The 14,739-nt window shown below is 63.2% G+C and carries 18 protein-coding genes; 7 read left to right on the forward strand and 11 right to left on the reverse strand.

Features of this window, described 5'->3' with window-relative positions; genetic code table 11:
- Positions 1 to 69: 69 nt before the first annotated feature.
- The 9 genes from NKJ09_RS12630 to NKJ09_RS12670 all read right to left on the reverse strand — a co-directional run bounded on the left by NKJ09_RS12630 (position 70) and on the right by NKJ09_RS12670 (position 8,121).
- A complete protein-coding gene (locus tag NKJ09_RS12630) occupies positions 70 to 537 on the reverse strand; it encodes a cytochrome c-type biogenesis protein (protein ID WP_352481894.1) in 468 nt (155 codons plus the stop codon).
- Positions 534 to 2,522 (reverse strand): heme lyase CcmF/NrfE family subunit, encoded by a 1,989-nt coding sequence (locus NKJ09_RS12635; protein ID WP_352494823.1) that lies wholly within the window; start codon positions 2,520 to 2,522, stop codon positions 534 to 536. The genes NKJ09_RS12630 and NKJ09_RS12635 overlap by 4 nt, the downstream gene beginning before the upstream one ends.
- A 71-nt stretch (positions 2,523 to 2,593) precedes the next feature.
- A complete protein-coding gene (ccmE, locus tag NKJ09_RS12640) occupies positions 2,594 to 3,037 on the reverse strand; it encodes a cytochrome c maturation protein CcmE (protein ID WP_023718386.1) in 444 nt (147 codons plus the stop codon).
- Positions 3,038 to 3,040: 3 nt separating this feature from the next.
- Positions 3,041 to 4,171: a c-type cytochrome biogenesis protein CcmI gene (gene ccmI, locus NKJ09_RS12645; RefSeq protein WP_023718387.1), complete on the reverse strand. Its 1,131-nt coding sequence runs from the start codon at positions 4,169 to 4,171 to the stop codon at positions 3,041 to 3,043.
- Between the two features lie 117 nt (positions 4,172 to 4,288).
- Positions 4,289 to 4,723, reverse strand: coding sequence for an RT0821/Lpp0805 family surface protein (locus NKJ09_RS12650; RefSeq protein WP_023718388.1), 435 nt, complete (start codon positions 4,721 to 4,723; stop codon positions 4,289 to 4,291).
- Positions 4,724 to 4,832: 109 nt separating this feature from the next.
- The gene (locus tag NKJ09_RS12655; protein WP_352494883.1) at positions 4,833 to 6,245 is read right to left on the reverse strand and encodes an ATP-binding protein; all 1,413 of its coding nucleotides are present in this window, start codon (positions 6,243 to 6,245) and stop codon (positions 4,833 to 4,835) included.
- Between the two features lie 10 nt (positions 6,246 to 6,255).
- A complete protein-coding gene (locus NKJ09_RS12660) occupies positions 6,256 to 6,921 on the reverse strand; it encodes a response regulator transcription factor (protein ID WP_352494822.1) in 666 nt (221 codons plus the stop codon).
- A 64-nt stretch (positions 6,922 to 6,985) separates the two neighbouring features.
- Positions 6,986 to 7,285: a hypothetical protein gene (locus tag NKJ09_RS12665; RefSeq protein WP_023718391.1), complete on the reverse strand. Its 300-nt coding sequence runs from the start codon at positions 7,283 to 7,285 to the stop codon at positions 6,986 to 6,988.
- 425 nt (positions 7,286 to 7,710) lie between these two features.
- Positions 7,711 to 8,121, reverse strand: a complete 411-nt coding sequence (locus NKJ09_RS12670) for a DUF3168 domain-containing protein (protein ID WP_023718393.1) — start codon at positions 8,119 to 8,121, stop codon at positions 7,711 to 7,713.
- A 266-nt stretch (positions 8,122 to 8,387) separates the two neighbouring features.
- Here NKJ09_RS12670 and NKJ09_RS12675 point away from each other — a divergent pair, with 266 nt between their 5' ends.
- Both NKJ09_RS12675 and NKJ09_RS12680 read left to right on the forward strand, forming a co-directional pair.
- A complete protein-coding gene (locus NKJ09_RS12675) occupies positions 8,388 to 8,603 on the forward strand; it encodes a hypothetical protein (RefSeq protein WP_352494821.1) in 216 nt (71 codons plus the stop codon).
- 44 nt (positions 8,604 to 8,647) lie between these two features.
- Positions 8,648 to 8,872, forward strand: a complete 225-nt coding sequence (locus tag NKJ09_RS12680) for a hypothetical protein (protein ID WP_031193831.1) — start codon at positions 8,648 to 8,650, stop codon at positions 8,870 to 8,872.
- Here NKJ09_RS12680 and NKJ09_RS12685 read toward each other — a convergent pair.
- Both NKJ09_RS12685 and NKJ09_RS12690 read right to left on the reverse strand, forming a co-directional pair.
- The gene (locus NKJ09_RS12685) at positions 8,869 to 9,135 is read right to left on the reverse strand and encodes a DUF1488 family protein (protein ID WP_023718394.1); all 267 of its coding nucleotides are present in this window, start codon (positions 9,133 to 9,135) and stop codon (positions 8,869 to 8,871) included. The genes NKJ09_RS12680 and NKJ09_RS12685 overlap by 4 nt on opposite strands.
- A complete protein-coding gene (locus tag NKJ09_RS12690; protein ID WP_023718395.1) occupies positions 9,132 to 9,404 on the reverse strand; it encodes a hypothetical protein in 273 nt (90 codons plus the stop codon). Before NKJ09_RS12690 ends, NKJ09_RS12685 begins: the two co-directional genes overlap by 4 nt.
- Before the next feature lie 243 nt (positions 9,405 to 9,647).
- Here NKJ09_RS12690 and NKJ09_RS12695 point away from each other — a divergent pair, with 243 nt between their 5' ends.
- The 5 genes from NKJ09_RS12695 to NKJ09_RS12715 all read left to right on the forward strand — a co-directional run bounded on the left by NKJ09_RS12695 (position 9,648) and on the right by NKJ09_RS12715 (position 14,730).
- The gene (locus tag NKJ09_RS12695; RefSeq protein WP_023718396.1) at positions 9,648 to 9,986 is read left to right on the forward strand and encodes a co-chaperone GroES; all 339 of its coding nucleotides are present in this window, start codon (positions 9,648 to 9,650) and stop codon (positions 9,984 to 9,986) included.
- 102 nt (positions 9,987 to 10,088) lie between these two features.
- Positions 10,089 to 11,708 (forward strand): chaperonin GroEL, encoded by a 1,620-nt coding sequence (groL, locus tag NKJ09_RS12700; protein WP_352481903.1) that lies wholly within the window; start codon positions 10,089 to 10,091, stop codon positions 11,706 to 11,708.
- Between the two features lie 82 nt (positions 11,709 to 11,790).
- Positions 11,791 to 11,952: a hypothetical protein gene (locus NKJ09_RS12705; protein ID WP_023718397.1), complete on the forward strand. Its 162-nt coding sequence runs from the start codon at positions 11,791 to 11,793 to the stop codon at positions 11,950 to 11,952.
- Between the two features lie 3 nt (positions 11,953 to 11,955).
- Positions 11,956 to 12,393 carry an NAD(P)H-binding protein gene (locus NKJ09_RS12710; RefSeq protein WP_023718398.1) on the forward strand — a complete coding sequence of 146 codons (438 nt, stop codon included), beginning with the start codon at positions 11,956 to 11,958 and terminating at the stop codon, positions 12,391 to 12,393.
- A 177-nt stretch (positions 12,394 to 12,570) separates the two neighbouring features.
- Positions 12,571 to 14,730 (forward strand): transglycosylase domain-containing protein, encoded by a 2,160-nt coding sequence (locus NKJ09_RS12715; RefSeq protein ID WP_023718399.1) that lies wholly within the window; start codon positions 12,571 to 12,573, stop codon positions 14,728 to 14,730.
- Positions 14,731 to 14,739 lie beyond the last annotated feature (9 nt).

A 14,739-nucleotide genomic window follows, 5' to 3' on the forward strand; every position in this document is an offset into this window, starting at 1 on the left:
GACAAAGGAAATAGAGAGCCGCACATTACGGCGCCATTTCCGGTACATGAAACTTTCGTAATGTTAGGATCAATCGCGGCGGAGTATCGCGTCCAACGCCGCCTTCTCGTCCGAGGTCAGGGCAGCGGTCGCTGTCGAGCGGCGCGAGCGAGCGGCCAGCAGGATGAACGTCCCGCCAACGAGCAGCAGAAGAACTGGCGTGCCCCAGAGCAAGGCATTGCGCAGATTGAAGCGCGGCTTCAGCAGCACAAATTCGCCGTAGCGCGAAACGACATAGTCCATCACCTGCTGATCGGTATCGCCGGCGACCAGGCGCTGGCGCACAAGGATGCGCAGGTCACGGGCAAGGTCGGCATCGGACTCGTCGATCGACTGATTCTGGCAGACCATGCAGCGCAAGCCTTCCGACAAAACGCGCGCCCTCGCCTCGAGCGCCGGGTCGGCGAGCACCTCGTCGGGCTTGACCGCCTGCGCGGCGCCGGCGAACAACAGCGCCAGCAAGAGGACCAGCGAGGCCAGCGTGACCCTTTGGCTCATGGCGGGCTCGCCGATGGCACGGCGCCCGCCGGCTTGCGGGACGACGGCGCGCCGACACGCAGGCGGCGGTCGAGCAGCGACATCGCCGCACCCGCCATCATCACCAGGCCGCCACCCCAGATCAGCGTCACCAGCGGCTTCCACCACAGACGAACGACTACAGAGCCGTCGCTGGCCTCGTCGCCAAGCGAGAGATAGAGCTGGCTGAAGGCGATCGTGCTGATGCCGGATTCGGTCGTTGTCATCTGGCGCACCGGGTATGAGCGCTTGGCTGAGGTGATCTCGCCAGCGATGCTGCCGTCAGCGCCAAGCAGGGCGAAGCGGCCGCGATCCTCGCTGTAGTTAGGCCCCTGGGCCGGGTAGAGCCCCTCGAAGCGCAGGGTGTGGCCGGACAGTTCGACTGTATCGCCGGCATGCATCGACAGGATTTTTTCGGTGCCGAAGCAAAGCGTGCCGACAATGCCGAGCGTCGTCAGGCCGAGGCCGAGATGCGCAAGCGCTGTGCCGAAGACCGAGCGCGGCAGGCCGGCGAAGCGCCTGAGCACGGTGGCGGGCGCGACGGTGCCGAAGCCGGATTTGACGGCGAGATCGGTGAACGCGCCGCAGATCAGCCAGAAGGCAAGGCCGACACCGAGTGCCGCCAACACCGAAGCGCCATCGATGAACAGGGCGGTCACCAGCACGGCGAGCAGCGCCGCCGCGAAAGCCGCCATCAGGCGTTGGGCGACCGCGAAAATGTCGCCGCGCTTCCAGGCGAGCAGTGGCCCGAACGGCACGACGACCAGCAGCGGCACCATCAGCGGGCCGAATGTCAGGTTGAAGAACGGCGCGCCGACAGAAATCTTGTCGGCCGAAAGCGCTTCGACTACGAGCGGGTAGAGCGTGCCGACCAGCACGGTGGCGGTGGCGGTGGTCAGGAACAGATTGTTGAGGACCAGCGCGCCTTCGCGCGAGATCGGGTGAAACAGGCCGCCGGCCGTCAGCCGGGAGGCGCGCAAGGCAAACAGCGCCAGCGAGCCGCCAATGAACAGCGTCAGGATGCAGAGGATGAAAACGCCGCGCGTCGGATCGGTGGCGAAGGCGTGGACTGAGGTCAGCACGCCGGAGCGCACCAGGAAGGTGCCGAGCAGCGACAGCGAGAAGGTCAGGATCGCCAGCAGCAGCGTCCAGATCTTCAGCGCCGAGCGCTTTTCCATGACAATCGCCGAATGCAGCAGCGCCGTGCCCGCCAGCCACGGCATGAAGGACGCGTTCTCGACCGGATCCCAGAACCAGAAGCCGCCCCAGCCGAGCTCGTAGTAGGCCCAGTAGGAGCCCATGGCGATGCCGCCGGTGAGGAACATCCAGGCGACCAGCGTCCACGGCCGCACCCAGCGCGCCCACGATGCGTCGATGCGGCCCTCGATGAGGGCGGCGACCGAGAAGGAAAAGCATATCGAAAAGCCGACATAGCCGAGATAGAGCAGCGGCGGATGGATGGCGAGGCCGAGATCCTGCAGGATCGGATTGAGATCGCGGCCCTCGATGGGCGCCGGATTGAGCCTGACGAACGGGTTCGACGTCGTCAGGATGAACAGCAAGAAAGTAGCGCCGATCGCTCCCTGCACCGCAAGCACATTGGCCCGGAGCGTCGCCGGAAGATTGCCGCCGAAGACGGCGACAAGCGCGCCGAAGAAGGTCAGGATCAGCACCCAGAGCAGCATCGAACCTTCGTGATTGCCCCAAGTGCCGGTGATCTTGTAGATCAGCGGCTGCAGCGAATGCGAGTTCTCCCAGACGCTCTCCACCGAAAAGTCGGAGCCTGCATACGCGGTCGCCAGCGCCACGAAGGACAGCGCTGTCAAGGCAAAGCCGGTCAGCGCGGCGGGTGCGCCGACGGCCATCATCTTGTGGTTGCCGGTGCGCGCACCGAACAGCGGCACCACCGTCTGCACCAGGGCCAGCGCAAACGCCAGGACCAGGGCGAAATGTCCGGTTTCAACCATTGTCGCCGCGCTCGCCAGGTTTTGCCGCAGGTTCTTGCCGCAAAACCGTGGAACACTTTTGCGGAACCTCTCTAGTCACTCTTGCTCTCCTGCCAGACGCCCTTGGCCTTGAGGCCGTCGGCCACTTCCTTGGGCATATAGGTCTCATCATGCTTGGCGAGCACGCTGTCGGCGACAAAGATTCCGTCAGGGCCGAACGAGCCTTCGGTGATCACGCCCTGCCCTTCCCGGAAAAGGTCGGGAAGAATGCCGGTATAGGTAACCTTGACGTCCTTCTGGTTGTCGGTCACCGAAAAGGCGACGGTGGCGCCCTGGCTACGCTCTACTGTGCCTTTTTCGACGAGGCCGCCGAGCCTGATACGCTGGCCCGGCTGAAGGCTGGCGGTGGCCAGATCGGCCGGCATGTAGAAGTAGGAGGCCTTCTGGCCGAGCGCATAGAAGGTCAGCCCGGTGGCAACCCCGAGGAAGGCCAGCCCCGCAGCGATCACCGACAGTCGTTTCTGCTTGCGCGTCATCGTCTACTCCGTCGCCGTCACGCCGAGCGAGGCGGCAAAGGCGGTGAATTTCCTGGCCTGGTCGCTGTCCGCGCCAAAGACGGCGATACCGCGATTGAGTGCGTCACGCGCCTGATCTGTCTTGCCCAGCACGGCATAGGAACGAACGAGCTGCATCCACCCTTCCTCGTCGCGCGGATTTTGCCGAAGCTTTTCGTCGAGACCGGCAACCATGGTGCTGATCATGGCTTGCCGGTCCTGCGGCGACATCGAGGAGGCAGCATCGATATCGTCGGCGCTCGGCCCTTTCGCGGGCGCCTCCGAAGCGACGTTGCGGGCGGCGGATTCAGCGAGCGCCTGCTCGACGGCACCGCGCCACGGCGAGCCCTGCGGCAAGGCGGCAAGCATCTTTTGCCAAGCCGCCGTCGCTTCAGCTGTGCGGCCTTCCTGCGCTAAGCCCATGGCGAGATAGAACGAGGCCTTCGGGTTTGCCGGATCGAGCTTCAGCGCCGCCTCGAAAGCAGCCTGGGCGTCGGCTGAAACGATGCCGCCGGCCGCATTGGCGATCGCCTCGCCGAGGCCGGCTTGACGGGCGGCACTGTCGCCGTCAAGGCGAATGGCATTGCGGTAGGCGGTTACCGCATCGGCGTATCGCTGCATGCGCAGATAGACCGGCGCCAGCACGTCCCAGCCGCGGCCATCGGACGGGTTGGCCGCAAGGTGCGCTTCGGCGCGTGCCACCAGCTCGTCCACCGAGCTGTCGGCGGGGTTCTTGGCCAGGCGTTCGCTGAGCGGCTGCGACGGCAGGTCGGGTGAGCCGAGCTGGCCGTAAAGGCCCCAGCTAACCAGCGGAACCACCAGCACGGCAGCGGTCGCCACCAGCCTTGTCGACCGCTGTGTCGCCGTCGTGCCGGCCGGGCCGGCATTGCTCAGGCGAAGGATGCGGCGGGCGATCTCGGCGCGCGCCTCTTCGGCCTCCATTGGCCGGATCAGGCCACGCGCCACGTCGCGGTCAAGCTCGGCCAATTGGTCGCGATAGACTTCAAGGTCGTGATCGCCGGCAGCGGACGTGTTCTTTGTTTCGCCCGCCAACGGCAGCAGCACCGCCAGGCTTGCGCCCAGCGTCAGGATTGCGGCTATGACCCAGAACAGCATGGCTCTTCCAATAGAACGAGACCCTTGCCCTGCCAACACAAGCGTGCTGCGACGCTTTGACGGGACCGCTCCGATCGATAGTGCCGGACCGGGATCGGTGTATCAACGGCCGGCGAGCTACGTCAGCGGGGTCCAGCTGCCGTCGGCATTGCGACAGGCGGTTCCGCGCGCGGTGGCGCCGGCAGCGCCGGTAAACACCGTATGGGTGTATTGCCGGCAGTCCTGCGAGCCGACGCGATAGGGCTGGGCGGCGACAACTTCGCCGCGATGGGCCGAACTGTCGCTCTTCCACGCCACCTTCTGGCCGCTCGCCGTATATTCAAGCGCCTTGTATTCCGCCTCGAGCGCGCTGCGCTTCTCGGTCTCGCTCAAGCCGGTGCCGATCGAGCCACCGACGAGGCCGCCGCCCATGGCGGCGATGATCGTCGTCGCGACCTTGGCGCCACTGGGAGGCGTGGCGGCCGGTGTCACCGTAACGGCTGGGCCCTTGCCGAGCGTCGTACAGCCGGAGACGGCGAGCAGGGCGGAAACGAGCGCGACGCGAATCTTCATGCCAATACCGGCTTTCTTGAGCTGGACCGCCGCGCTGTCAGCAGGCTGGCGCGGCCATAATGTCGATGTTTATCGGAAATTTGGCCGCAGCCAGCCGCCCGGAAAAGCATTACTGAAGGCTCCGCAATCGAACCACCGCCTTCAATCCACCCATGACGGATCGTTCCAGCGCCAGAACGCCTCCATACTCGTTGATAAGGTCGGCGACAATGGCAAGTCCGAGCCCGCTGCCGGGTTTTGTCTCGTCGAGACGCCGTCCGCGCTGCAATGCCTCGCGCGCCTTGTCTTCGGGAATGCCGGGGCCGTCATCCTCGATGGCTATCTCGAACAGATTGGCCGCCCCTTCCCTGCCGGCGATGGGCTTGACGGAAACGGCGACCGCGCTCCTTGCCCATTTCATCGCATTGTCGAGCAGATTGCCGAGCAGCTCCTCAAGGTCCTCACGTTCGCCGGCAAAGACGATGTCGGTGGCCGGCAGCGAGAGCGAGAGCGCGGTCCGCGGGTTGAGCTTCTGCAGCACGCGCACCATGCGCTGGACCAGCGGCGCCACCGGCGTGCGGTAAACGACGCTGTCGCGCTGCGCGGCAACGCGGGCACGTTGCAGATAGTGGTCGACCTGCTTCTGCATGGAAGCGGCCTGCTCGGCGATGAGCTGGCCCTTGGCGCCACCCAGCGCCCGCCCCTCGTTGAGCAGCACGGCCAGCGGCGTCTTCAGCGAGTGCGCGAGGTTGCCGACCTGCGTGCGCGACCGCTCGACGATACGCCTGTTGTTCTCGATCAGCGCATTGGTCTCGTTTGCAAGCGGCTCGATCTCAGCCGGGAAGCGGCCGTCGAGCCGTTGCGCAGTTCCTTCGCGCACCATGGCAAGGGCATTCCTGACCCGGCGCAGCGGCTGCAGGCCGAGCAGGATGGCGATTGCATTGATGGCGATCATGCCGACGCCGAACAGCGACAGATAGGTCAAAAGGCGCCGCTGGAAGGTGGCGATTTCCTGCTCGAGCTCGGTCTGGTTGCCCATGACACGGAAGCGCGCGGCGCGGTTTTTCGCATCGAGGACGAACTCGCTCTCGAACACCTCCAGTTGCTCGCCTTCGATGCCGTCCGCCGAATAACTGCGCTGGAAGCTGGCATTGAATGGCACCTCGGCAACGCTTGGCGACGGGATCGCCTTGCTCATCGACGACGAATGGAGATCGCCGTGCACGCCTTCCGAGGCGGGCTCGACCGACCAGTACCAGCCGGAATTCGGCTCCGAGAACCTCAAATCGCCAAGGTCGGGAGCGCCGGTCAATTGGCCGCTTTCGGAAACGCCGACCGAGCCGATCAGGTTGAACAGATGCGCCGAGAGCAGGCTGTCGAAACCGCGCTCGCTGGCCTGGCGATAGAGCGTGGTGATCAAGGTGAAGATGACGACCAGAGTGAGGATCGCCCAGACCGTGGAAAAGGCGATGACGCGAAACGCCAGCGAACGCGGCCATGACCGCAGCGACGGCGTGTTCGAGACGGCGGGTTTTGTAGGCAGCGGTTCCGCGTTACGTCTCCGGCTTACGCATGCGGTAGCCCATGCCGCGAACGGTTTCGATCATGTCGATGCCCATCTTCTTGCGAAGCCGTCCGACGAAGACCTCGATCGTATTGGAATCGCGGTCGAAATCCTGATCGTAGAGATGCTCGACCAGTTCGGTCCGGGACACGACCTCGCCCATATGGTGCATCAAATAGGCAAGCAGGCGGAATTCATGCGATGTCAGCTTCAGCGGTACACCATCGACGTCGGCCTTGGAGGCCTTGGTGTCGAGGCGCAGCGGTCCGCAGGTCAGCTCCGACGAGGCATGCCCGGCGGCACGCCGGATCAAGGCCCGCACCCTGGCCAGGATTTCCTCGATGTGGAAGGGTTTGGTGACGTAGTCGTCGGCGCCGGCGTCGATACCGGCAACTTTGTCGCTCCAGCGGTCGCGTGCCGTCAGGATCAGCACCGGCATCTTGCGGCCGCCACGGCGCCAGCGCTCGACCACGCTGATGCCGTCCATCTGCGGCAGGCCGATGTCGAGCACGACGGCATCGTAGGGCTCGGTGTCGCCGAGAAAGTGCCCTTCCTCGCCGTCGAAAGCGCGATCGACGACATAGCCGGCATCGACCAGCGCGTCGCCGATCTGCCGGTTGAGATCCTTGTCATCTTCGACGACGAGTACGCGCATGCGGGAGGCCTGTTGAAGCTGTTCAGATATAGGCCGATTCCGGCAGACTGGGAAACGGCACGGTTCAGTTCAGCGGAACGACGATCTCCGAGCGACGCGGACGCTGCCCTTCTTTGCCCGGAACCAGCACGACGATGACGCAGACCGGCTGGCCGCCGCGTGTCGACTGCGAGGCCTTGGCCAGGGTGCCGCCATTCTGCTCGGCCACCTGCTGGCCGATCGCATAGCAGTCCGAGGCGGCGAGGACGACCGGTTGGGGCTGCTCGGGCACGACAACGGGGATCGCCATCGCCTGCGACGCAAGCAGACCGGCGGCTGAGAGCGCCAGTGCCGCGGTCCGGAAGTGGGAGCAAAGGATGTTCATGGTCAGCGTTCTAACGCGCTGGTGCTGAACGTGATATGAACGGTGAACGCTCGAATGCATGCCCGCCACACCCCTGAAGCGCGAGATTACCGGATTGCCATCTCGCCGCCCGTCTCGCGAAATCGCCAAAGTTTAACCTAGCCCTCCGATCCTTCGCCGACAACCGGCATCATTTGGCGGAGAAGGCAATCGCTTCAGGTGTGCGCCGACTTCGACAATCGATCCGGGACAATCGATCCGGCAACCGAAGGCAGGTTCAGGCGAACCGACCCGCTCGCCTGAAACAAAAAAACCGACCTGAAACAAAAAAACCCGCTCGGCGGCGGGTCGTTGGCGCCAATCAGCACCATAGTGAAATTAGTAGCATAGCTGCCGGCACAAAGCAAGAACAAAATTGCCCGATTCTTACGGAAAGTGCCCGGCGGTCAGCCCTCATCCTCGATCATGGCGCGGAAACGCAGCAGCCCGTGATGGGCCGAAAGGTCCTCGTCGTAGCGGGCTTCGGCGAATTCGAGCTTGAGATAGGCGCGGCGATGTTCGCCAAGCGAGAGTGCCGCATCTCGCAAGCGGGCGCTGACCAGGTCCATGATGTCGAGCGTTTCCTTGCTGGCCTCGGACTTCGACCAGACATGCAGCGTCAGCAACTGCTCGGCGTTGTTCTCCGTGCCCGTAGCCCAGTCGTAAACGCTGGTGCGGCCGAAGGTCATGTGGGGAAACGCAACATTTTCCGGCGCACGGTCGAACAATCTTGCGTCGCCCAGTGCCGCCGATAAATCGGGATCGCCATTCACTGCCTCGAATATGGCCTTCTGCAATTCGACGGGTGGCGCGGTCATTGTCTTTCCCCTCGCCCGTCGCGTCGACCTCCCTGCTGCGTAGCTGCGTTGCATGGCGGCATCCCGGCAAAGCGCGAATCAGCGCGTCTCATACGGATTATGAACCTTCATGATCTCGGGAATAAGCCCTGCTACTGGAACCCGCGACGCCGCGGCCTTTCGCGTCACGGACGCCCTTGAGGGTGACGCGAATTCATTTGGCGTGCAGGGCGTTCGAAGAACGATGCTATGAAGATTCTGGTTTCCAAACATTCGAGGTCGTTTTCGTGCGCGAGCCATCGCTGCTGCCTGTTTTCGGAAAGCTTGGGGTCAGGGCGCGGCCGGTCGCGATTGCGGCGCCGACCATGTCGATGACTATCAAGAATTTGGTCAACCGCACTCGGGAGCTGCTCTCGGCGCACGGTAGCCTGGCCCTGAAGCTGTTCGTCGTTTTGTGGACGGTGCTTGTCCTGGCGGCAATATTCTTCGTCGCCCAAGCCTGACCGAGCGACATTCATCGATCGGGCGGAAACTAAAGGATGCCAAGATGGCAAACCGCTACGCGCTGCGTATGGAACGTCCTCACAGCTGGACCGTCTTCTACGTCTTCACCGGCCAGCCTGTCGAGCTCAAGCAGCAATCCATGGTCGGCATGAACACGTGCGATGCGCACGCGATGGTCGATCGGCTGAACAGTCGTGACATCGCGGCGGATGCAGGCGGACCGGAAGCCCCGAGAAAGCGTCTTGTGGACGGATCGCGACGGATCTAGCGAAAATCGGCCGCAGTCAGCACATATATGCTCCTGCGGGTGCGGGCATAGGCATTCCTGGCGACATCGTGGATCGAGCTGGAAGCCGTGTCGAAGGCCGCCAGATAGGTAGCTTCCGAGGCCGCCGTTCCCGGCTGCACTTTGGAGATGGCATCGGTTGCGACAGAGAAGGAAATCTGGAACATGCCGTCATGGCCGACGAAGCGGATGCGTTTGCTTGCCTCGTCGTAGCTGCGGCTGGGATTGGGAAATGTCAGGCTCATGATTTGGCCTCCGTCGATGCGGATACGGCCTGCTTGACTGTCCGCGCCGCCCGCTTCTTCTTTGGGGCGACCGGATTCAGAGCTGCCGCCGCGCGATCCGCCTCTTCCTTGGCCAGTCGCAATTCCCTCAGTCTTGCCGTTTTGATCGCCCTGGCCTTGGCCTCCGAGAGATATTCGGCAGTTGCCTTGTTCCGCTCCGCCGTTTTCTTTTGATTTTCCATGAAGCGAGCCTGAGCTTTTTCCATGATGTTCTGATTGCCTTCGGCCATCGGTAAAATCTCCCTTGCAGCGAAAGTCGTGAGTGTGAACTTCACCATAAAATAGGTGTTCAAAGACAGAAATTCAATTTCATTAATATTCGGCAATGCCCGAACACCAAGGGATAGCCAGGCAAAATAATTCATTCAATATTTGACATACCCCATGAATATTTTTTGGCACTCCTATCAATCGAGTGCCAAGGCGCCTATAGAGAGGGGCGGCCGCCTAAGCCGGCCCCAGAAAGAGTCCCCATGAAATTCCGGCCACTCCACGATCGCGTCGTCATTCGGCGCGCCGAAAGCGACACCAAATCCAAGGGCGGCATCATCATCCCCGACAATGCCAAGGAAAAACCGCAGGAAGGCGAAGTGATCGCCGTCGGGCCGGGCGCGCGGGACGAAAGCGGCGTGCTGATGGCGCTCGACGTCAAGGCCGGCGACCTCATCCTGTTCGGCAAATGGTCCGGCACCGAGGTCAAGATAGACGGCGAGGACCTTGTGATCATGAAGGAGGCCGACATCATGGGCATCATCGACAAGAGCGAGATGGGTATCATCGACAAGAGCGTGGCTACCAAGAAGGCCGCCTGATTGGAATGCCGCGCGCCCTGCCGGGCGCGCAAAGGATGCTCCAAGCTTTGATTCAGGCGCGCTGCAAGCGTCTTGCCACAACCAACCGAACTGGAAAAAATCATGTCTGCCAAGGAAATCAAATTTTCCACCGACGCGCGTGACCGCATGCTGCGCGGTGTCGAAATCCTCAACAACGCCGTCAAGGTGACGCTCGGCCCTAAGGGCCGCAACGTCATCATCGACAAGGCCTATGGCGCGCCGCGCATCACCAAGGACGGGGTGACGGTGGCCAAGGAAATCGAACTTTCCGACAAGTTCGAGAACATGGGCGCACAGATGGTGCGCGAAGTGGCCTCGAAGACCAACGACCTCGCCGGCGACGGCACCACCACCGCCACGGTGCTTGCCGCTTCCATCCTGCGCGAGGGCGCCAAATTCGTTGCCGCCGGCATGAACCCGATGGACCTCAAGCGCGGCATCGACCTTGCCGTCACCGCCGTCGTCAAGGAAATCCAGGCTCGAGCCAAGAAGGTCAAGTCCTCAGGCGAGATCGCGCAGGTCGGCACCATTGCCGCCAATGGCGACACCAGCGTCGGTGCCATGATCGCCAAGGCGATGGACAAGGTCGGCAATGACGGCGTCATCACCGTTGAGGAGGCCAAGACCGCCGAAACCGAACTCGACGTCGTCGAAGGCATGCAGTTCGATCGCGGCTATCTCTCGCCCTATTTCGTCACCAATGCCGAGAAGATGCGCGCCGAGCTGGAGGAGCCTTACGTGCTCATCCACGAAAAGAAGCTCGGCAATCTGCAGGCGCTGCTGCCCATCCTCGAAGCCGTGGTGCAAAGCGGCAGGCCGCTGTTGATCATCTCCGAGGACGTCGAGGGCGAAGCGCTGGCGACGCTGGTCGTCAACAAGCTGCGCGGCGGCCTCAAGGTCGCGGCCGTCAAGGCGCCTGGCTTCGGTGACCGCCGCAAGGCGATGCTGGAAGACATCGCCGTGCTCACCGCCGGACAGATGATTTCCGAGGATCTCGGCATCAAGCTGGAGAACATCACCATAGAGATGCTCGGCCGCGCCAAGCGCGTGCTGATCGAGAAGGACACCACCACGATCATCGACGGCGCCGGCGAGAAGGCCACCATCCAGGCGCGCGTCCAGCAGATCAAGGGGCAGATCGAGGAAACCACTTCCGACTACGACAAGGAGAAGCTGCAGGAACGTCTCGCCAAGCTGGCGGGCGGCGTTGCCGTCATCCGCGTCGGCGGCGCCACCGAATCCGAGGTCAAGGAAAAGAAGGACCGCATCGACGATGCGCTGAACGCCACCCGCGCGGCCGTCGAGGAAGGCATCGTTCCCGGCGGCGGCGTCGCGTTGCTGCGCGCCAAGGCTGTGCTGAACGGGCTGACCGGAGCCAATGCCGATGTAACGGCGGGCATTTCGATCGTGTCGAGAGCGCTCGAAGCGCCGATCCGGCAGATCGCCGAGAATTCCGGCGTCGAAGGTTCGATTGTCGTCGGCAAACTCGCCGACAGCAAGGACCACAATCAGGGCTTCGATGCCCAGAACGAGGTCTATGTCGACATGATCAAGGCCGGCATCGTCGACCCCGCGAAGGTGGTGCGGACGGCGCTGCAGGACGCGGGCTCGATTGCGGCGCTACTGATCACTGCTGAGGCCATGATCACAGACGTTTCAGCCAAGGAAGCCGCTGCTTCGCCCGGCGGCATGGGCTATTGACCAGCCGCTGCCGGAAACAAGCCTGAAAGACAGCCGCCGGGGGATATTCCCCGGCGCGCGCCATCGGCAAGGAGATCGATCCATGATCGCATTCGTCCCGAAGCCAAATGCAGCCACGAAGACCAAAGTGGCAGAGGAAAGCCGCTTCGATCGCATTCGCAGGCTTGCCGACAAGCACAGGAAAGCCGACGCCGGCACGATAGGCCGCGACCCGAAAAAGATCGCGGACAAGCGTCCCATGTGACGATTGCCAATCCTCGGCACCCCGCGCAAGCGCGGCACCAGACCCTTATCGCGTCTCGTCGCTGATCAGCGCCAGCTGAATGCGATTCTTGCCCGAACGCACAAGCGCCGTCAGTGCCTGCATGGTGCGGTCAAGCTTATCTCCGAGCGGCGGCAACTGGGGCCGCTACTTGGCGGCGTCATCGTACCGTTGGTTCTGCGCCATGAGGTGGCGGACCACGAGGTGAAGGAAAGCCTGATCGTTCAATCCAGGCTCGACTGGACCATCGTGGAGCCGCCCAGGTTGAGCAATGGAGCGGCAACGGGCGAATTCCGCCACGGCAACGGCATCCGGTCGGCGTCGCTGCTGCCGACGCTGGCGCGTGCCGACGTGGCGGCCTTCATGCTCGCCCAACTCGACGGCACCACCTACTCGCGCAGGGTAGCCAACATCCTGCGCTGACGCCTCGCAGGAGCCGTCTTCCCCTCGACGAACCGCCCGCTATATCTTCATCGTCCTTACCTTCATCGCCCTTGTCGGCAGCACCAAAATGGACGAATAGTCTTGCAAGGTGCGCCGCCGTGAAATTGCCGGCATGCGGTTTCTCAGTTGGCGGCATCGCCGCAGCCGGATCCTGGAATGGCTAGTCCTTTGGAACCACGCAAGAGAAGAGGTCCGATCGCCGCAAGGCTGCTGGCGGTGGATGCGTGGATCGATTCCTCGGTCTACGAAATCGGCTTCAGGGCGCGTCAGTTCTGGGAAGCGGCGACCATCTTCTCGCGGCGTTTCCGCGTCGGCGGCTGGCGCCGCGGCATGATTGAACTGTTGAGTGAAGGATTTACGCTCGGTGCGGGCGGCATCGTTGTGCTTTTGGCGCTGGCCTTGCCGGCCTTTCAGATAACCGCCGGCGACTGGCGCACGCAGGGCGACTTCGCCGTCACCTTCCTCGACCGCTACGGCAACGAGATCGGCCAGCGCGGCATTATCCAGCGCGATTCGGTGCCGGTCGACGAGATGCCCGACCATGTCATCAAGGCGGTGCTGGCCACCGAGGACCGGCGCTTCTTCGACCATTACGGCATCGACGTGCTCGGCCTGTCGCGGGCGATATTCGAGAACGTACGGGCGAATTCTGTCGTCCAGGGCGGCTCGAGCATCACCCAGCAGCTGGCCAAGAACCTGTTCCTGACCAATGAGCGGACATTCGAGCGCAAGATCAAGGAAGCCTTCCTGTCGCTATGGCTCGAAGCCAATCTGTCGAAGAAGGAAATCCTGCAGCTTTACCTCGACCGCGCCTATATGGGCGGCGGCACCTTCGGCATCGAGGCGGCGGCAGATTTCTATTTCGGCAAGAGCGTCAAGGACCTGAACCTTGCCGAGGCGGCGATGCTGGCCGGCCTGTTCAAGGCACCGACCAAATATGCGCCGCACATAAACCTGCCCGCCGCCCGGGCGCGCGCCAATGTCGTGCTGTCCAACCTGGTCGATTCCGGCTTCATGACCGAAGGCCAGGTGCTGCAGGCAAGATTACACCCGGCCGAAATCGTTGATCGCGGCGAGCAGAAAAGCCCCGACTACTATCTCGATTGGGCCTTCGAAGAGGTCAAGAAGATCGCCGCCAAAGGCGGCCCGCACTCGCTTGTCGCCCACACCACCTTCGACGCCAACATCCAGAAGGCGGCCGAAGAATCGATGGAGTTCCACCTCCGCCAGTTCGGCAAGGAATACAACGTCACCGAGGGCGCCATCGTCGTCATCGAGACCAACGGCGCGGTCCGGGCGATCGTCGGCGGCCGCGACTACGGCGCCAGCCAGTTCAACCGCGCCACCAAGGCACTTCGCCAGACCGGCTCCTCGTTCAAGCCCTATGTCTATGCGACGGCGATGGAGCATGGCTTCACGCCGGATTCGGTGGTTTCCGGCGGACCCATCTCCTGGGGCAGTTGGTCGCCCCACAATTACAATGGCGGGTCGGCCGGCAAGGTGACGCTGATCACGGCGATGGCCAAATCGATCAACACCGTGCCGGTGCGGCTGGCCAAGGATTATCTCGGCATCAAGCCGATCAAGGCGATGGCCGAGGCGATGGGCGTCGAGTCGCCGCTGGAATCACACAAGACCATGGTGCTCGGCACGTCGGGCATGACCGTGATGGACCAGGCGACGGGCTACAGCGTGTTCGCCCAGAACGGCTTTGCCGGAACCCGGCACGGCGTCAGCCAACTCTTCACCCGCACCGGCGAGGTGGTCTACGACTTCGCCAAGGATGCGCCGCCGCCGCACCGGGTGCTGTCGGAGCAGGCGCTCAAATACATGAACACCATGCTGGCCGCCGTTCCGGTGATCGGTACGGCCCGGCGCGCGGCCCTTCCAAACATCGTCGTCGCCGGCAAGACCGGCACGACCCAGTCCTACCGCGATGCCTGGTTTGTCGGCTTTACCGGCAACTACACGGCCGCCGTCTGGCTTGGCAATGACGACTTCACCGCGACCAACAAGATGACCGGCGGCACCCTGCCGGCCATGGTGTGGCAGCGCCTGATGCTCTATGCGCACCAGAATATCGACCTCAGACCGATCCCTGGCCTCGATCACCCCTTCGTCGATGCCGAAATCGCTGCCAAGGCCGAGGAAGCGGAAAAGAAGAGCGCCGAACAGGCAGCAGCCGATGCCGCCGCCGAGCGTCCGCCGGTGCTGTCCAGCCGGACCACCCAGACCCTGAAGGAACTCACCAAGCTGTTCCAGGCGGCACCCGTGCTCGACGCGCCCGCTGCACCGGAGACCCTCTCGGCGCTCTGAGCGGTCAAT

The organism is Mesorhizobium sp. M0189 (assembly GCF_040322135.1).
Taxonomy (GTDB): domain Bacteria; phylum Pseudomonadota; class Alphaproteobacteria; order Rhizobiales; family Rhizobiaceae; genus Mesorhizobium.